This is a genomic window from Vibrio sp. MarTm2 (assembly GCF_027587055.1).
Lineage (GTDB): Bacteria > Pseudomonadota > Gammaproteobacteria > Enterobacterales > Vibrionaceae > Vibrio > Vibrio sinaloensis_D.
In genome coordinates this window covers 466,416-483,988 of the sequence record NZ_JAPPTK010000001.1, presented here as the reverse complement: position 1 = coordinate 483,988, position 17,573 = coordinate 466,416, and the positions used below count along the sequence as shown (strand labels likewise).

Genomic DNA, 17,573 nt, shown 5'->3' with positions numbered 1-17,573 from the left:
CGGCTTTTTTACGAAATGTGGCGGAGAGATAGGGATTTGAACCCTAGATACGCTATTAACGTATGCCGGTTTTCAAGACCGGTGCTTTCAACCACTCAGCCATCTCTCCGTTGTTGAAGCGAATAATATAGAGGTTTAGAAAAGTTGTAAACCCTTAATTTTACTGTTTGCTTTAATTATGACCGCTTGAACACAATAAAGTATTTAACAGGCCGTTTTTTATACTTTATCAGCGACTAAAAACAAAAAAGAGAGCCGAAGCTCTCTTTTTAAGGTGTATTGGTCGGACTGACTGGATTTGAACCAGCGACCCCCGACACCCCATGACGGTGCGCTACCAAGCTGCGCTACAGTCCGATTCCGATAATGTAATAGGTTGCTATGCTTTAGTCAATCCTAACACCATGATTTAGTTACTTTTAACGTAGAAGCGCTGTAGCTCAGTTAAGCCTTGCATAAGTACAGGAAGCGTTGGATTTTCGTCCTTTAGTCGCTTGTAGCTGCTATCGTAAAGTTTATAGTTGCCAAACTTATCTATCACTGTGGTGTTTTTAGTCGTGATTAACGCCAACTCGCGCGAATCTCCGGCTAAAATCCACTTTCTTGAACGTTCATCAAATAAGTTACGGCCACTACTGAAGTCATTCGGGTTAGAGGAAACACCAAGCAGATCTTGCAATAAGGTGACGGAAAGATCGAGGTGGCTCGTTCTATGCTGATACTGAGTGGCTACCTTACCTGGCCAGTGAATGACCATAGGTACCACCAATTGATATTGGCTGTAGTTGGAGTTAGCTCCCCAACTATTCGTGTTGGTCTCGTTAAACTCAGTACCGTGATTTGAGGTCAAGACAATGACGGTAGAGTCTGAAAGTTCAAGCTTTTCGACATAAGCAAACAACTCAGCTAGCTCGTTATCTGCGGTTTGAACGGACTTCTGATAACCAGCTTTGATCTTTTCACTGCTGGTTTGTTTCTCATCACCGCTGTCGTAGGCGCTAAAGTTGTCTAACGTTGTTAATTCAATGAAGCTAAACCAAGGTGAATCACCTTGCTCTTGCACCCAGGTAGCCCACGCGTCAATGGCTTGCTTATCCTGAGAAAGTTCACCATTAAAAGGTACTCCGGTAAAAGGCATGCCTCGGAATATGGATTCGCCGTAAATCGGATCGTCGAAGTTGTCGCCACTGAACAAGCCAAAAGCGTACTCTTTGTCTAGCAAGGTATCGACGATGATCGGTTTAGTCCCTTGTGTTTTGATGCTTGGGGCGTAAGCACTCGGTAATCCATAAAACAGGCCAAACACACCAAATGAATCATTACTTGAACTGTAGTGATTTGAGAAATTGAGATTGTTGTTGGCAAACTCGTTTGCTGTTGGCATCCAGTCGGCGTTTAATGCGTCGCCACGAAGGTTGTTGACGCTAATGACTAAAACATTAAGTGGGTTAGCGCGACGACTAAATTCGAGCGCTTCAAGCGGGTAGCTAACGAGCTCTGTGTTTTGTTCTTTATTTTGCTGCAGGCGCTCCAAGTACTCTTCTCGGTCCAGTAAGCCGTGACGCTCCATAAACGATTTTGCTGTCATCGGGTAGGAGAGCGGGAAGTTCGCACGTTGCGCAGTAATCGGATTGTAAAAGTAAGCATCGGCCCACACGTAAATCAAGTGACTTGAAATAAAGCTGACAAAGAAGAGAGCAGCCAATGGACGCCCAACATGCTTGTGAGAGAGCTTGCGTTGTTTTCTCCATACCCACTCAGACAAGCCAAGTTGGAGCATAAAGATAAGTGGCATTACGATAAATAGATGCTGTAAGTCCGCACTGACACGAGACTTATCATCATTGAACAAGACTTCCCAAACCACGGGGGTTAAGTGGAGGTTAATCGTTTGATAGGCCTGAGTATCAATCAGTAACAGCGTAAGCCCAAGTGTGGCAAAGCAGACGGCAATCAGTCTAAACAGCTTTCTTGAGGGAACAAGAAATGTCAGCGGGAACAATACTAAAAGGTAGAGAGCGAAGACAAGAAAGCCAAAGTGGCCGACCCAAGACATCGCCAAATAAAACTGGCCGAGCAAAGTTTCTGGCCAAGGTGATTGAGTGATATAACGGGTGCCGATCAACATTGCTGCGATAATGTTGAAGAAGGCAAACCAGTGCCCCCAACCTACCAAACGTGATACACGTTCGCCGTATGTGTTTCCGCTATCTACCATGTATGTGTTCTATTTATTTGCGATTAGTGTGATTTTTCTTCAATCGAAGAAATAAGTGCTTGTGCAAATTTTTCAGCAATTACTTTGCGTTGTGAAGGTGCAACATCTTGATTTAAGACATTGGTAGCGATATTGCCTGCAATCATCAGAGAAAGCTCTGGTGATGACGCATGTTTTTCAAGCACAATCGCGATCTCTGTAAGGATCTTCTCAACGGTCTCGTCGCTGTATTTAGATGTAATCGGCATAAGTGTTCTAATGTTGATAATAAAGCGGCTTATGATAACCTACAATGCCACGCAACTGAAACCTATGCAGCGATAAATTTCATCATGAGCCTTCAACTATCCAACGTTATCCTTCATCAACTGCAAAAAAACGATTCAGACGAACTTATCGTTAATTTTAGAACCGATTCTCTTGCCAATGATGCTTCTACTGAAAACCTGATTGCTGAACTGCACCGAGTGTTTCACTCCAAGGCGGGCAAAGGCTTTGGCTCGTTTAAATCAGACAGCGAATTTCAACAGTGGTTGCAGCAAATGCGCAAAGGAGAGCTTGGCTTCTATGACTTTTCGCAAAGCAGCGCGACTCGTTTGAAAGAAGAATTGTCAAAGTACCCGTTTGCGGATGAAGGTATCTTGGTGATTGCCGAGTACCAATCGTTGGCAACAGATTACCTATTTGTTGCCATCATTCCATCTAACCAAAGTTTGAAAGTGACAGAAGGTTTGGACATCAGCGCGACGGACTATTTAGACCTGAGCAAAATGGACATCGCTGCGCGCATCGACTTGACCAGTTATGAGACGGACAAAGAGTCTAATCGCTACCTCGCCTATATTAAAGGCCGAGTTGGGCGCAAAGTGGCGGACTTCTTCCTGGATTTCTTGCAGGCTGAAGTTGGACTGGATACTAAGCAGCAAAACCAAGTATTGATGCAAGCCGTCGAAGACTTTTGCGCGGACTCAAAATTCGAAAAAGATGAAGTGATCAGCTACAAAAAACAAGTGGCAGACTACTGTAACGAACAGATTAAATCGGGCGATGAGGTGCAGGTACGAGAGTTATCGGGAGAGCTGCCTTCTTCTCAAGACGGTACCAGCTTCTTAGATTACACCCAAGAGCAGGGATACGAACTGGAAGAGAGTTTTCCTGGTGATCGTACGACAGTGCGTAAATTGACTAAGTACGTGGGTGCGGGCGGAGGACTCAATGTCAGCTTTGACAGTCTTTTACTTGGCGAACGTATTTTTTACGATCCAGAAACGGATACCCTTACCATTAAAGGGACGCCGCCCAATCTTCGCGATCAATTGACGCGTAACCGCTAAACCTCAGAATATAGGACTAGGCGCAATTAATTAGTGCTTAGTCCTACCTTTCCTCCCGATAACGTATATTCTTGTATTCATAGCAATTTGTTCAAATAGGTATTGCATGGAACGCAAGTGGTTGAAGTTAGGCCTAGTACTTTCGTTACTTTGGCTCCTCGCTTTGGTCGGGATAGGAAGTAGCTACCGCACTGTAGAGTCAAGTCGGCTGCAAGTGGAAGAGCTCGGCTATGGCATTGATAGCCTGAGAAGCTCGCTCATTTACGACGCACCTTATCGAACTAAAATGATCGAGCGCCAAGCGTTGGATTTGCAGCTCATTTATGCCCTTCGGCTTCAGATTGACGCCTTCTATCAAAAAAGTTGGCTGATGCCAGATCTCAATCAACTTCTATTTTCAACCGATCGTTTTATCGAGCAGGCGCAGGCTTATCTCGATAATGAGTTAGCAGTCCAAAAGCTAGCCAATACCATTCGCCAAACTCGAACCCAAGACACCAATTCTGAGGCGCTCTCAAACAAGTACTTCCAATTAAGTGCCAATGTGTTTGAAGCTATGTACCTCTCAGAAAAAGCCAATGCTGAAATATTCCGCCATGTGGATAAGATATATCAAGAGTCCACAACGCTAGAGCCTCCTCAGCGTCAGCAACTACAGAAGGTATTGGTTGATGTTTCGCAAGTACTCAGTAGCTACGCTCAAGGCTCCTATTTAGTTGACAAGCTGATTTCTCATGATGTGTCTAATCACATCTCGGCGCTTGAGATTGACTACCGTACGCTTTTACGTCACCACCTTATTGCTGCGGTAGGGGTAACGCTACTTACCATGACGGGTTTCTTAGTCTTACTCTTTTTAGCTCAGAGCAATCCTAGTTCCATTTCAAACATCGAGATTGAAGAGAGTGATCCTCCGGTTGCCAAACCCGTTGTCTCAGGAACCAGCTCGCCCAAAGTGGTTGAGGCAGAGCCGCAAATAAACTTCGATGTCATGCTCAGTTCCTTAAATGGTGATGTTGAATCGGTGTGTATGTTATTAGAAGTGTTTGTCGCCGATCATGCGGATGATGTGAATGAAATCACCCGTTTGCTTACCGATTCCCCTGAAGATGCGCAAAGAAAAGCGCACAGTTTGAAAGGGGTCGGTGGGAACTTAGGGGCGCATAAACTTAGAGAAGCCGCGGCTAAAGTCGAGGCTGCAATCCAACAAGACGTTTCACAGCTTTCTGGTTTGTTGGATGAGTTAAATGAGTGTTTGACCATCGCGATTCAGGAAGCGAAAGCATTCTTAAAAGAAAACCAAAGCTAGTTGTTTGCTTTCAATAAGAAGAGCGCCTTTGTGGCGCTCTTCTTTGTTTGTAGGTAGTGAAATTAAGCCGTTTGGTTTTGGTATTGGGCTTCTTCTTCAGTCGCGGGCGCGGTTGGCTCGCACTTATCAACAAACCATCCCATGTAAGAGGTTATGATGGTGACGATGATACAAACGAAACTCAGCCACATAAAAGGTGCGTATGAGAGCGTAGCAACGCCCAAGATACTTGCCATGTAAATGCCGTTGTCACTCCAAGGCACCATACCCGAAGTCAATGTCCCACCAAATTCCGCGTTACGAGACAGGTTTTTGCGCTTGTAGCCTAAGCGGTCGTAGTTTTTCGCACAGATTTTTGGCGTCAGAATCAATGATACATACATTGCTGAACCAAAGACGTTACCCATAAACGCGGTACCAATGGTGCTGGTTGCTAGAGAGCCAGCACTTTGAACACGACGCTCAAACAGTTTCGCTATCGTTTCTAGCACACCGACTTTATCCAGAAGCCCACCGAAACCTAAGCCGAAGACGATCACAGCAACAGACCCAAGCATGGACGACATGCCACCACGATTTAAGATCGAGTCAATGAAAGTGACACCAGATTCGATTTCAAATGGCGCCCACGCGGTGTTGAACGCTTGTAAGAAGTCCACGTCTTGAATCATCACTGCCCAGATAATGCCGAGTAGAGAACCGAAGCTAATTACAGGGAAAGATGGCATACGCATCGCAAGTAATCCAAGTACGATAATGACCGGTACAAACGAGTAAGGTGTGATGTAGAACTGTTGTTCCATCGCTTGGATAACAGACTGAACTTGAGACATGTCGACGTTACCCGCGTAATGGAAGCCAAATGCGGTAAACATGATACCCGTGATGATGTAGCTGATAAGCGCAACAGGCAGCATGCCTTTGATGTGCTCCATTACCTCAACATTCGACATTGAAGACGCAAGAATCACCGAGTCTGACAGTGGCGACATCTTATCACCGAAGTAGCATCCTGATAGTACCGCACCTGCTGTGATGGGGGCTGGCACGCCAAGCCCTTGGCCAATGCCCATCATCGCAATGCCGGCGGTGCCCGCTGCACCCCAAGAAGTACCGGTGGCGAGGGCCGTCAATGAACAAATGATCATAGTCGCAAGAAGGAAAATAGAAGGATGAATTGCTTTTAGACCATAGTAAATGATGGTTGGAACAATGCCGCCGGAAATCCAAGTACCCACTAATGCACCAACTGCAAGAAGAATAAGTACCGCGCCAAGTCCGTTAGAAATACCGTTTAGTGCCGCTTTTTCAAGCTCTTTATATTGGTGGCCTAAACGAATACCCAGCACCATGATGATGAACCAGCCAATATAGAGTGCAAGTTGAATGGGTAGATCTAATTGGGCAGTAAATGAAAACGCCATCAATAGAAACAGTCCGAGGGAGACAATAACCTGCATCAAGCTTGGCAGACGGGGGGTAAGTTGCGTCATACAGAGCCTCTTATAAGTGTTATGAGTCAGTACAAATAGCAACTTATTTACTATTTGCTATGTGAGTGTGAACGCCTTTTAGGTGTGGGTGCACTTTACATTAGTCAGAATAATATTTCGATATAATGTGCATCTATTGTGATTCTGGTCTGCTTAGTGTGTTTTTTGTGGTTAATAATATGGTTAAACGTTAATTTTAATGGTTTGCAATGTTTGTGTTTGTAAATTTTGTGTAGCACGTGGTTTTTGTTTTTGTGGTGATTGATGAGTATTTTGGTTGGGAAAATAACAAGTGGATACAAAGTCAGCAAAATAGGTGGTTTAGCTTAGGTTGAGTCAACAAGAGCTAAAAGTTACAGATTTGATGCAATTTTCACTTGAGATTTTGCTGCGAAAATTGAATATTGGTGTATTCCCTTTTTAAATTGATTACACGGAGAGTTGAGAATGAGAGTAGGTTTAGTTGGTTGGCGTGGCATGGTTGGTTCGGTACTGATGCAACGCATGGTTGAAGAGAAAGATTTTGACCTTATCGAACCGGTATTTTATAGCACCTCTCAAGTAGGTATCCCTGCTCCCAACTTAGGCAAAGACGCGGGGCTTCTTCAAGACGCATTCGATATTGAAAGCCTAAAGCAGTTAGATGCAGTGATCACGTGTCAAGGTGGTAGTTACACCGAGAAAGTCTACCCAGCACTTCGTCAAGCAGGTTGGAAAGGCTACTGGATTGATGCGGCATCGACTCTGCGTATGGCGCAAGACTCTATTATTACTCTAGACCCAGTAAACTTGGCGCAGATTCAGCAAGGCATTCATGGTGGCACCAATACGTTTGTCGGCGGTAACTGTACGGTGAGCTTGATGCTAATGGGCCTTGGTGGCTTGTTCGAGAAAGGCCTCGTTGAGTGGACTAGCGCAATGACGTATCAAGCCGCCTCTGGCGCAGGTGCGCAAAACATGCGTGAACTGATTTCTCAAATGGGTGTGATCAACGATTCAGTGAGTTCTGAATTGGCAAATCCGTCGAGTTCTATTCTTGATATCGACAAGAAAGTCGCTGACACCATGCGCAGCTCTTCATTCCCTACGGACAAATTTGGCGTGCCGTTAGCCGGTTCTTTGATCCCTTGGATCGATGTGAAGCGTGACAATGGCCAAAGTAAAGAAGAGTGGAAAGCGGGCGTTGAAGCGAACAAAATCTTAGGATTCCAAGATGCGCCAGTGCCTATCGACGGTACCTGTGTCCGCATCGGTGCAATGCGTTGTCACTCTCAAGCTTTGACGATCAAGCTGAAGCAAAATGTGCCAATGGACGAGATCGAAGAGATGATCGCCACGCACAATGATTGGGTTAAAGTGATTCCAAACGAGCGTGATATTACCGCGCAAGAGCTAACACCAGCGAAGGTGACGGGGACACTCTCTATCCCAGTGGGTCGTCTTCGTAAGATGGCGATGGGTGATGATTTCTTAAACGCATTCACCGTAGGTGACCAATTGCTATGGGGTGCAGCGGAGCCACTTCGTCGCACACTCCGTATCATTCTGGCTGAAAAAGCGTAACGAAAGCTGGGCAGCAGTTCTTCGAAAAGCAGTTTTAGGTGTGGTTCAGATATGATAAGTACCTAGATGAATAACTGAAAAGGGTTGGCATAGAAGCCAACCCTTTTTCGTTTTTCGCTATTCTTCAGCTACAACCCGCTTGTCAGGATCGGCGAGCTCGCTGCCACAGTGTTTACAATACAATGCGTCTGCTTCGTGGCCGCTTTGGGAACAGTTTGGACATTTAACTAACGATTTGTGTGAATTCATCTCTTGATTTAATTCCGCAGTAATAATGCCTGTCGGGACAGCAAGTATTGAGTAGCCAAGCAGCATTGTTACAGAAGCGATCGCCTTGCCGAGCGCGGTTTGCGGGATTAAATCACCGTAGCCAACAGTAGTGATCGTCACAATCGCCCAATAGATGCTTTGAGGAATACTCGTAAAACCATTTTTAGGTCCTTCAATGACGTAAATCAGTGCGCCAAAAATAGTCACGAGAATTGCAACGGTACTAAAGAAGATAAAAATCTTACGCCTAGCCATAAGTAGCGAGCGAAGCAAAAGATTGGAGTCTTGCAGATAGCGAACGAGTTTGAGTACACGGAAAATCCGCATGATTCTCAGCGCACGAATCACGCCCATGAAAGCGGCCGAAGGGAAGAAAAATGCCAAATAGGTGGGCAATATCGCCAATAGGTCAACAACGCCATAAAAGCTCTTGGCGTAAGCGCTGGGCTTGGGCGAGCAGTAGAGTCTCAGAATATACTCAATCGTGAACAGTGCGGTAAACGTGTACTCAAGATACTTGAGTTGTGCGCCCCATACCGAGCGAATCGAAGGGATCGATTCCAGTAACAATACGACCAGTGAAGAGACAATCGCGACAATTAAAGCTAAGTCAAACGCTCGACCTGCTTTTGTGTGCGAGCCAAAAATAATGATGTATAGGTGATGTCTGAGTGAGTTACGCGGCATGATAGAGCGACCAAAAATTCCATCTCTCCATCATACCGAGTTTATTTAAGTCAGGCTAATTTTAGCGCTTATGCCAACCCAGGGAATAGGTTGCGCAGACCATTTGCGATGAACTCAATGCCCAGAGCGCCCAGAATCAAACCCATGATACGAGTGATCACGTTAATCCCAGTTTGGCCAAGGAATCGAACGATCAAGGGAGCGGAACGAAACAGCAACCAAGTCGAGAGCGCAAATAAAACGATAGTAACGATGATACCAGCGGTATCAAACATGCTCGGGTACCGAGAACCATAAACAATGGTTGAGCTAATCGCACCTGGACCTGCCATCAACGGCATCGCTAGGGGCACGACGCCAATCTGCTCTCGGCTAACGTACTCTGACTTCTCTTGTTTGTTTTGCTTATCCTCACCCAACTTACCGCTCATCATTGAGAACGCAATGCTCAAAAGCAGCAAGCCGCCCGCAACGCGGAATGAATCGAGCGAGATACTGAACATATCCAAAAGCATTTGGCCTGCAAGTAAGGAAACAACAAGTATGATGGCGACCGCGACATTGGCCGTCACTGCCGTTTTATGCTTTTCTTCTTGAGTCATATGGCCAGTCAGGGACACGAACACCGGCATGATACCGACGGGATTCACGGCAGCGACTAAGCCGAGAAAAAACTGCAGAAAAATAGCGATTTCGAAGGTTTGCATTAAAGAATGTCCACAGCAAAGTTAACAACAAGATTAGTACACGCGGAATATAGTCTAAAATCTGTTCGTCAACGAATGAAAAAAACTAACCTGTAAATCATTCCATTACTGAGAAAATCTAATTATTGAATAAATCGTAAATACTAATGACATACTTTGTTACGTAGAATCTGTGTCGACATCATGTTGTTTGACACAAACGTTAACATCTGCACATTTTCGATAAAAAATAAGTCGGTATGTAGAGAGAAATGCAGCTTTAGATATACTCTCAGTAGCACAAGGTTTGTGGACCACATGAAAGTTTGTGGCCAAAAAATGAAACTTTTTTACAAGATATTGTTGTTTTTCCATTTAATGCAACTGAATGCTGATATTTTGAACAATTATCTTTTGTGAACTAAATCTTTATATTTCATGCGTTTACGTGGTTTTTTGGGATTTAGGTACCACTAAGTAGGTAAATAGTTTTTCAGAACTGATCTGGGTCAATTTTTTTCATAACCTGAAATAATATACTCAGCCCTGAAAGCAATTTACTAAGAAGCCTGCTTGTTTAGATAACAAAATCAGTTGAACAGTACTCTTACTAAAAAGTTTTTAATATTTGTTAATTTTAGGAGAATCCCTATGCCTGTAACTAATCTGGCTGAACTAGATGCAATGATTGCTCGCGTTAAGAAAGCGCAAGAAGAGTTCGCTACTTACTCTCAAGAGCAAGTAGACAAGATCTTCCGCGCTGCGTCTCTTGCAGCTAACCAAGCTCGTATCCCGCTAGCTCAACAAGCGGTTGAGGAATCTGGTATGGGTATTGTTGAAGATAAAGTAATCAAGAACCACTTCGCTTCTGAGTTTATCTACAACAAATACAAAGACGAACAGACTTGTGGCATCCTAGAAGAGGATGACAACCTAGGTACAATGACTATCGCAGAACCTGTAGGTATCATCTGTGGTATCGTACCAACAACTAACCCAACTTCTACTGCAATCTTCAAATCTCTAATCTCTCTGAAGACTCGTAACGGTATCATCTTCTCGCCACACCCACGTGCGAAAAACTCGACTAATGATGCAGCGAAACTTGTTCTAGACGCAGCAGTAGCAGCAGGTGCTCCAAAAGACATCATCGGTTGGATTGACCAGCCATCTGTAGAGCTTTCTAACGCTCTAATGAAGCACGACGACATCGCTCTTATCCTTGCAACTGGTGGTCCAGGCATGGTTAAAGCAGCTTACTCTTCTGGTAAGCCAGCGATCGGTGTAGGTGCAGGTAACGTTCCTGTAGTTATCGACGAAACAGCTGACGTTAAACGTGCTGTTGCTTCTATCCTAATGTCTAAGACTTTCGATAACGGCGTAGTATGTGCTTCTGAGCAGGCTGCAATCGTAGTTGACGAAGTTTACGACGAAGTAAAAGAGCGTTTCGCTTCTCACAAAGCAGTTGTTCTTTCTAAAGCAGACGCAGACAAAGTACGTAAAGTGCTTCTAATCGACGGTGCGCTAAACGCAAAAATCGTTGGTCAACCAGCGCCAGCAATCGCTGAACTAGCGGGCGTTAAAGTTCCTGCTGATACAAAAGTACTTGTAGGTGAAGGTCTAGGTAAAGTTTCTTACGACGACGCATTCGCTCACGAGAAACTATCTCCAACTCTAGGTCTATTCCGCGCTGACAACTTCGAAGACGCAGTTGCTCAAGCAGTAACTATGGTTGAGATCGGTGGTATCGGTCACACGTCTGGTCTATACACTAACCAAGACGTTAACGCAGACCGCATCCGTTACTTCGGTGACAAGATGAAGACTGCTCGTATCCTAATCAACATCCCGACGACTCACGGTGGTATCGGTGACCTGTACAACTTCAACGTTGCGCCTTCTCTAACTCTAGGTTGTGGTTCATGGGGTGGTAACTCTATCTCTGAGAACGTAGGTCCTAAGCACCTAATCAACAAGAAAACTGTAGCGAAGCGAGCTGAAAACATGTTGTGGCACAAACTACCTAAGTCTATCTACTTCCGTCGTGGTAGCCTTCCAATCGCAATGAGCGACCTAGAAGGTAAGAAACGCGCGTTCCTAGTAACTGACCGTTTCCTATTCAACAACGGTTACGCTGACGATGTAGTACAGCTTCTTAAAGCTCAAGGCATCGAAGTTCAAACTTTCTTCGACGTAGAAGCGGATCCAACGCTATCTGTTGTTAAGAAAGGTGCAGAAGCTATGCAAAGCTTCCAACCAGACGTAATCATCGCTCTAGGTGGTGGTTCTCCGATGGATGCAGCGAAAATCATGTGGGTAATGTACGAGCACCCAGAAACAGCATTCGAAGAACTAGCAATGCGCTTTATGGATATCCGTAAACGTATCTACAAGTTCCCTAAAATGGGTAAGAAAGCTGAGCTTGTATGTATCACTACAACTTCAGGTACTGGTTCAGAAGTTACTCCATTCGCGGTTGTTACTGACGACGAGACAGGTGCTAAGTACCCACTAGCTGACTACGAAATCACGCCAAACATGGCTATCGTTGATGCTAACCTAGTAATGAACATGCCTAAGTCTCTAACAGCATTTGGTGGTTACGATGCAGTAACTCACGCTCTAGAAGCTTACGTATCTGTTCTTGCTAACGAATACTCTGATGGCCAAGCTCTACAAGCACTTAAGATGCTAAAAGAGTACCTACCTTCAAGCTACGCGAACGGTGCTGGTGACCCAATCGCTCGTGAGAAAGTACACAACGCGGCAACTATCGCTGGTATCGCGTTTGCGAACGCATTCCTAGGTGTTTGTCACTCTATGGCGCACAAGATTGGTGCTGAGTTCCACCTACCACACGGTCTGGCGAACGCACTACTAATCTCTAACGTTGTACGTTACAACGCGAACGACAACCCAACTAAGCAGACTGCGTTCTCTCAATACGACCGTCCACAAGCACGTCGTCGTTACGCTGAAGTTGCTGACCACCTAGGCCTAAGCCAAGAAGGTGACCGCACTGCTCAGAAGATTGAACGTCTACTAGCATGGCTAGACGAGCTAAAAGCTAACCTAGACATCCCAATGTCTATCCAAGCGGCTGGCGTGTCTGAAGCTGACTTCGTAGCGAAACTAGATGAACTAGCGGTTGAAGCGTTCGATGACCAGTGTACAGGTGCTAACCCACGTTACCCTCTAATCACTGAGCTAAAAGAAGTTCTACTGGCTTCTTACTACGGTAAAGCATTCGTTGAAGGTGAAACTTTCGAAGGTACTACGGTAATCAAGAAGAAAGCAGACCAAGAAGCAGCGAAAGCGCCTAAAGCTAAGAAAGCAAAAACTGACGCATAAGTAAGACGTTAGTTATGAGATAAGTTTTCGCTAGCACGACACTTATCTATCGGGAAAAGATAAAGCCCCAGTCGAATGACTGGGGCTTTTTTACGCCATGACTTTGGTGTTGTTGTCGAAATTGGCTATGGCTAACGGTAATAGGAAGTGGATGATGATTGAACCATGGTCTGTGGCTCTGGATCTGTCATTAAGTCGCTTGCGTGTGTAAAACTAGCGAGTGCTGGGGTTGGTCAGTATGGTTGCCTGAGGGAAGGGGAAGGAACAGGCAGAAAAAAACCGACGTTTTCTCGTCGGTTTTTGTGGTTATATGCTTGCAAAGAAGAGTTATTTATCGTCTTCAGGAAGCTTTACATTCAGCTCAAGGACTGAAATGTCGTCATCTTTATGCTCAAAAGAAAGGTCGACCATGGAGGGGTCTACGGCAACGTACTTGCCGATCACTTTCAGAATGTCTTCTTTTAGTTGTGGTAGGTAAGATGGCGCTGGGTCACCTTGACTACGACGCTCTGCAACAATAATTTGCAGACGTTCTTTGGCTAAGTTCGCAGAGCTTTTTTTCTGCGGGCGGAAAAATTCAAGTAATGACATGCCGATTTAGCCTCCAAATAGTCGTTTAAAGATTCCTTTCTTCTGTTCGGTCAGGAAGCGGAAATCCACTTGCTGGCCAAGCAGGCGCTCGACTGTGTCGTCATAAGCCATGCCCGCATCAGATTGCTCATCAAAAATGACAGGTACACCTTTGTTTGACGCATTTAACACCGCTTGGCTCTCTGGGATAACTCCTAGCAAACCAATGTGCAGAATCTCTTCAACATCTTCAACACTGAGCATCTCGCCTTGTGTCACGCGCGTAGGGTTGTAGCGTGTCAGTAACAAGTGTTGTTTCACCGGCTCAAGGCCTTCTTCAGCGCGGCGTGACTTAGAGTCCAAAATACCTAAAATGCGGTCTGAGTCGCGAACAGAAGAGACTTCAGGGTTTGTTGTTACAATTGCCTCATCAGCAAAGTATAGCGCCATGAGAGCGCCTTGCTCGATACCTGCTGGAGAATCACAGATCACAAAATCAAAGCCCATTTCGTCAAGCTCATCAAGAACGCGGCGCACGCCCTCTTTAGTTAGGGCGTCTTTGTCACGCGTTTGCGAAGCTGGAAGAATAAATAGGTTCTCAGAACGTTTATCTTTGATCATCGCTTGATTGAGTGTTGCTTCACCGTTGATGACGTTAACAAAGTCGTAGACGACGCGACGCTCGCAACCCATGATTAAATCGAGGTTGCGCAGGCCGATATCAAAATCGATGACAGCGGTTTTCTTTCCTTTCATCGCTAAGCCAGAAGCGATAGCAGCGCTTGATGTGGTCTTACCTACACCACCTTTACCTGACGTTACAACAATAATGCGTGCCATTATCTGTTCCTTATAAATCTTAAATCGTTAACAACTCGAATCGAAGCGAGTCATCATCCAAACTAAACATGATTTTTTGTTGCCAATATTCATCAGCAAATTGTTCTGTCAACCAATAATGACCTGCGATAGACATAAGTTCAGCGTTGAGCTTATTGCAGATGATGACCGCTTCTTTGTTGCCATTCGCTCCTGCGATTGCGCGTCCACGGAGTGTCCCGTGAATGTGAATGGAACCATCTGCAATGACCTCAGCACCTTCGCTGACATGGTTAAGCACCACGAGATCACTATCTTTTGCGTAAATTTGTTGACCAGAGCGCACCGGCGAGCGGACAATTTTGGTCGGCGCCATTTTAGCGGGCGCTTGGCTCGGCGACTTACTCGCAGACATAATGGCAAAAGACGCCTCACTGGCGAGATTTTGCGTTCGCTTGTCTTTACAGCCCGCAACACCAACCGGAATCATACCGGCTGCGGAAATTCCGTGCTTCAGTGCATGAAAGTCAATATCGCCTTCCACCTGAGCAATGTTGATTACCACAGGGGCATTGGCAAAAAAAGTCGGTGCCAGCTCGACTTTCTCATTGAGGAATTTGACCGTTTTTTCCACATCGTTGTCACTAAGGTGTAAAACGGACAATGTGAAGCTACTGCCTTTTAGGTCTGGTGAATGTGACATCTTTTACTTATCAACCTCGTAAGGGCGTTGCCTGAGACTAGGGTTGTCATGTTATATTCCCACAATAAGCTCAGCAAGTTATCTTGCGCTCAATTGAGTGTTTTGCTCTCAAAAATAGCGAAACACTGACGTTCATTGAATAGAAACGGACAAAAGGCTCCCCATGCTTTGTGCAATTTACAAAAGTTCTAAAAAAGAAGGCGCTTACCTCTACATCCCTAAAAAGGACGATTTTTCACAAGTTCCTGACACATTGATGCAGATGTTTGGCAAACCTATTATGGTTATGGTGATCAAACTTGACGGGCGCCAACTGGCATCAGTCGATATCGATAAAGTGAAACAGTCACTTGAAGAAGAAGGTTTTTTCCTCCAGCTTCCGCCTCCGCCAAAAAATCTGCTTGATGAATACAAAGAGCAGAAAAAAGCGCGTCAACAGTCCGAAGAAAAATAACGAAACGGACGCCAAACCTTGCTCAAGGAGGGCAATGTGAAGAAATTATTGTCAGTCGTATTAGGTGCAACCATTGCCAGCTCTGTTTGGGCAAACGAGCAGAGTTTTGAGCAATATGTTGATGGATTAAAACAAGAAGCCAGAGAGCACGGCATTTCTGAACAGGTGATCTCGACCGCTTTTTCAGATGTAACTTATAAGCCTCGCGCCGTAAAAGCGGATCGCAACCAGCCAGAGAAAAAGCTCACGCTGGATGAGTACATTCCGCGGGCAGTGCCAGATTGGAAAGTTAAGCAAGCCAAAGAGCTCTACGAAACGCATTACGAGACTCTTTCCCGTATTGGTGATGAATATGGCGTTCAGCCACGATTTATCGTCGCATTGTGGGGCGTAGAGAGTAATTTTGGCCGCTTCACTGGTAATTACAATGTAATAGATGCGTTATCCACCATGGCTTACGACGGTCGCCGAGAAGCGTTCTTTCGCAAAGAAGCAATGGCGGCACTGCAGATTCTTGAAGAAGGCCATATCCCAGTTGAAGATTTTAAAGGCTCATGGGCTGGGGCGATGGGGCAGTGCCAATTTATGCCAAGCTCCTTCTTAGCGTTCGCCGCTGATGGTAACGGTGATGGTAAGAAAGACATTTGGCAGACCGAAGCGGATGTGTTTGCGTCCGCCGCGAATTATCTGAGCGAGTCGGGCTGGGGAGATAAATACACTTGGGGACGTCAGGTCAAATTACCCAAAGGTTTTGATACCAGTATCCAAGGTCGCAGTGAAGAGAAAGGCAAATATCTTCAGGAGTGGGGCAGGCTAGGCGTGACTCGTTACGATGGCCGTCCACTACCAAAACTGGATGACGATATTAAGGCTTGGTTGATCGCCCCGGATGACGCAAACGGCCGAGTCTACCTTGTTTATAATAACTACAATGTATTGATGAAGTGGAATCGCTCTTACTACTTCGCTCTAGCGGTCAGCCATTTGGCCGATAGAATTGTACTTTAATTGTGTAAAGGGGCTCTTAGGAGCTCCTTTTTTGTTTTGGAGTTTTTGTGTTATCAGAACGCGCGATGCAGATGGTGGTGTTTGCCGCCTTGCTCACTCATAAAAATTTTACCGCTGCGGCACGCAGTCTGGGTGTTTCTGTTTCTCATGTGAGTAAACAGTTGGCACAGCTTGAAGAGTCGCTCGGTGTTAAATTGGTTCAACGCACTACGCGAACATTTACTCCAACGGAAGCTGGCGAAAATTTTTACCACCATTGTCAAAAAGTTGTGCGAACGATTGAAGAAGCGCAGCGAGAAGTGGAAAGTCAACGCGATGAAGTGGCAGGGCTGATTAAAATTGGCTTGTCGCAGTCATTTGGTACCCTACATATTCTCCCCGCCATTGACGAGCTCAGAGTTCGTTACCCAAACCTACAAGTCGAGATGCATTTGTTCGACTATCGGGTTGATATGCTCCAAGAAGGGTTAGATTTATGGATAACCAACAACGAAACCTTACCTGAAGGTTATGTGGCGCAAAGGTTAGCTGATAGTCGATTCGTCGTAGCTGCATCACCAGATTACTTGGTTAAGTACAGTACGCCTCATCACCCAAATGAGTTAGCGCAGCACAATTGTCTGATTTATCGCAGTTGGGAACGAGACTACACAAGCTGGGCGTTTTCGAAACCCGAAGAACAACTGAATGTAAAAGTGTCAGGCAACTACTCGGTGGACCTTGCTGAAGCGGTTCGAGATGCGGCCGTCGCGGGGTGGGGAATTGCTTACTTAGCGACGTACCTAATACGAGATGAGTTCAAAAATGGGCAACTGATACAGCTTCTTCCCGATTGGCAAGCGAGCCAAGATATGCCTTTTTATGCCGTCTACCCAAGTCGTCGATACTTGCCGACCAAAACCGCCGCGGTGATCGAGTTTATCAAACAAAAAATCGGTGCTCCCTGCCATTGGGATAAGCGATTAGCGCCGTATTTGCAGGGGTTCAAGTCGTGAAAGCGACTCACGATATTGTTTCTGTTTTTAGAAACATCTTTTCTAAGTGGAAATAATAAACAAGAGCAAACGTTTAAACTGATTAAAAACAGCATGTTATATCCATGGTGATT

General features: G+C 45.4%; 15 protein-coding genes and 2 tRNA genes. 7 read left to right on the top strand and 10 right to left on the bottom strand.

Going from position 1 to position 17,573, the window contains the following annotated elements:
* Positions 1-18: 18 nt before the first annotated feature.
* From OH458_RS02185 to OH458_RS02170, 4 genes are all read right to left on the bottom strand, one after another.
* Positions 19-109, bottom strand: a tRNA-Ser gene (locus OH458_RS02185).
* Between the two features lie 171 nt (positions 110-280).
* Positions 281-357, bottom strand: a tRNA-Pro gene (locus OH458_RS02180).
* A 52-nt stretch (positions 358-409) separates the two neighbouring features.
* Positions 410-2,218, bottom strand: a complete 1,809-nt coding sequence (locus OH458_RS02175) for a DUF3413 domain-containing protein (protein WP_269977129.1) — start codon at positions 2,216-2,218, stop codon at positions 410-412.
* A 23-nt stretch (positions 2,219-2,241) separates the two neighbouring features.
* Positions 2,242-2,466, bottom strand: a complete 225-nt coding sequence (locus OH458_RS02170; protein WP_269977128.1) for a YejL family protein — start codon at positions 2,464-2,466, stop codon at positions 2,242-2,244.
* Between the two features lie 84 nt (positions 2,467-2,550).
* On the opposite strand from OH458_RS02170, the gene yejK reads away from it, so the two are divergent.
* Positions 2,551-3,552, top strand: a complete 1,002-nt coding sequence (gene yejK / locus OH458_RS02165) for a nucleoid-associated protein YejK (RefSeq protein WP_269977127.1) — start codon at positions 2,551-2,553, stop codon at positions 3,550-3,552.
* A 106-nt stretch (positions 3,553-3,658) separates the two neighbouring features.
* Positions 3,659-4,861: an Hpt domain-containing protein gene (locus OH458_RS02160; protein ID WP_269977126.1), complete on the top strand. Its 1,203-nt coding sequence runs from the start codon at positions 3,659-3,661 to the stop codon at positions 4,859-4,861.
* Positions 4,862-4,923: 62 nt separating this feature from the next.
* On the opposite strand, the gene nhaC is transcribed toward OH458_RS02160, so the two are convergent.
* On the bottom strand, positions 4,924-6,354 hold the full coding sequence (gene nhaC / locus OH458_RS02155; protein ID WP_038133934.1) for a Na+/H+ antiporter NhaC: 1,431 nt from the start codon (positions 6,352-6,354) through the stop codon (positions 4,924-4,926).
* 447 nt (positions 6,355-6,801) lie between these two features.
* Here nhaC and asd point away from each other — a divergent pair, with 447 nt between their 5' ends.
* Positions 6,802-7,917 (top strand): aspartate-semialdehyde dehydrogenase, encoded by a 1,116-nt coding sequence (asd, locus tag OH458_RS02150; RefSeq protein ID WP_269977125.1) that lies wholly within the window; start codon positions 6,802-6,804, stop codon positions 7,915-7,917.
* A gap of 117 nt (positions 7,918-8,034) precedes the next feature.
* Here asd and OH458_RS02145 read toward each other — a convergent pair whose 3' ends face one another.
* Both OH458_RS02145 and OH458_RS02140 read right to left on the bottom strand, forming a co-directional pair.
* Positions 8,035-8,874: an ion transporter gene (locus tag OH458_RS02145; RefSeq protein ID WP_269977124.1), complete on the bottom strand. Its 840-nt coding sequence runs from the start codon at positions 8,872-8,874 to the stop codon at positions 8,035-8,037.
* A 68-nt stretch (positions 8,875-8,942) separates the two neighbouring features.
* Positions 8,943-9,581: a YchE family NAAT transporter gene (locus OH458_RS02140; protein WP_005473357.1), complete on the bottom strand. Its 639-nt coding sequence runs from the start codon at positions 9,579-9,581 to the stop codon at positions 8,943-8,945.
* A gap of 630 nt (positions 9,582-10,211) precedes the next feature.
* Between OH458_RS02140 and adhE the strand changes: the two genes are divergently transcribed.
* On the top strand, positions 10,212-12,911 hold the full coding sequence (gene adhE, locus OH458_RS02135) for a bifunctional acetaldehyde-CoA/alcohol dehydrogenase (protein ID WP_269977123.1): 2,700 nt from the start codon (positions 10,212-10,214) through the stop codon (positions 12,909-12,911).
* A 327-nt stretch (positions 12,912-13,238) separates the two neighbouring features.
* Here adhE and minE read toward each other — a convergent pair whose 3' ends face one another.
* From minE to minC, 3 genes are read right to left on the bottom strand one after another with little or no spacing between them, the layout of a single operon-like run.
* Positions 13,239-13,502, bottom strand: a complete 264-nt coding sequence (minE, locus tag OH458_RS02130; protein ID WP_038191549.1) for a cell division topological specificity factor MinE — start codon at positions 13,500-13,502, stop codon at positions 13,239-13,241.
* Between the two features lie 6 nt (positions 13,503-13,508).
* Positions 13,509-14,321, bottom strand: coding sequence for a septum site-determining protein MinD (gene minD / locus OH458_RS02125; protein ID WP_269977122.1), 813 nt, complete (start codon positions 14,319-14,321; stop codon positions 13,509-13,511).
* A gap of 19 nt (positions 14,322-14,340) precedes the next feature.
* Positions 14,341-15,003 carry a septum site-determining protein MinC gene (minC, locus tag OH458_RS02120; RefSeq protein ID WP_269977121.1) on the bottom strand — a complete coding sequence of 221 codons (663 nt, stop codon included), beginning with the start codon at positions 15,001-15,003 and terminating at the stop codon, positions 14,341-14,343.
* 163 nt (positions 15,004-15,166) lie between these two features.
* On the opposite strand from minC, the gene OH458_RS02115 reads away from it, so the two are divergent.
* Genes OH458_RS02115 through OH458_RS02105 form a run of 3 tightly spaced genes read left to right on the top strand, consistent with a single transcriptional unit; the run spans position 15,167 to position 17,460 of the window.
* Positions 15,167-15,457: a YcgL domain-containing protein gene (locus OH458_RS02115; RefSeq protein WP_005473359.1), complete on the top strand. Its 291-nt coding sequence runs from the start codon at positions 15,167-15,169 to the stop codon at positions 15,455-15,457.
* Positions 15,458-15,493: 36 nt separating this feature from the next.
* Positions 15,494-16,465: a lytic murein transglycosylase gene (locus OH458_RS02110; RefSeq protein WP_269977120.1), complete on the top strand. Its 972-nt coding sequence runs from the start codon at positions 15,494-15,496 to the stop codon at positions 16,463-16,465.
* Positions 16,466-16,512: 47 nt separating this feature from the next.
* Entirely contained in the window at positions 16,513-17,460 is a 948-nt protein-coding gene (locus tag OH458_RS02105; RefSeq protein WP_269977119.1) for a LysR family transcriptional regulator, read from the top strand.
* Positions 17,461-17,573: the final 113 nt, after the last annotated feature.

What these genes read in the sequence shown, in the direction of transcription:
- OH458_RS02175 (WP_269977129.1), bottom strand. Translation starts at nt 2,218, where the DNA reads ATGGTAGATAGCGGAAACACATACGGCGAACGTGTATCACGTTTGGTA.
- OH458_RS02170 (WP_269977128.1), bottom strand. Translation starts at nt 2,466, where the DNA reads ATGCCGATTACATCTAAATACAGCGACGAGACCGTTGAGAAGATCCTT.
- yejK (WP_269977127.1), top strand. Translation starts at nt 2,551, where the DNA reads ATGAGCCTTCAACTATCCAACGTTATCCTTCATCAACTGCAAAAAAAC.
- OH458_RS02160 (WP_269977126.1), top strand. Translation starts at nt 3,659, where the DNA reads ATGGAACGCAAGTGGTTGAAGTTAGGCCTAGTACTTTCGTTACTTTGG.
- nhaC (WP_038133934.1), bottom strand. Translation starts at nt 6,354, where the DNA reads ATGACGCAACTTACCCCCCGTCTGCCAAGCTTGATGCAGGTTATTGTC.
- asd (WP_269977125.1), top strand. Translation starts at nt 6,802, where the DNA reads ATGAGAGTAGGTTTAGTTGGTTGGCGTGGCATGGTTGGTTCGGTACTG.
- OH458_RS02145 (WP_269977124.1), bottom strand. Translation starts at nt 8,874, where the DNA reads ATGCCGCGTAACTCACTCAGACATCACCTATACATCATTATTTTTGGC.
- OH458_RS02140 (WP_005473357.1), bottom strand. Translation starts at nt 9,581, where the DNA reads ATGCAAACCTTCGAAATCGCTATTTTTCTGCAGTTTTTTCTCGGCTTA.
- adhE (WP_269977123.1), top strand. Translation starts at nt 10,212, where the DNA reads ATGCCTGTAACTAATCTGGCTGAACTAGATGCAATGATTGCTCGCGTT.
- minE (WP_038191549.1), bottom strand. Translation starts at nt 13,502, where the DNA reads ATGTCATTACTTGAATTTTTCCGCCCGCAGAAAAAAAGCTCTGCGAAC.
- minD (WP_269977122.1), bottom strand. Translation starts at nt 14,321, where the DNA reads ATGGCACGCATTATTGTTGTAACGTCAGGTAAAGGTGGTGTAGGTAAG.
- minC (WP_269977121.1), bottom strand. Translation starts at nt 15,003, where the DNA reads ATGTCACATTCACCAGACCTAAAAGGCAGTAGCTTCACATTGTCCGTT.
- OH458_RS02115 (WP_005473359.1), top strand. Translation starts at nt 15,167, where the DNA reads ATGCTTTGTGCAATTTACAAAAGTTCTAAAAAAGAAGGCGCTTACCTC.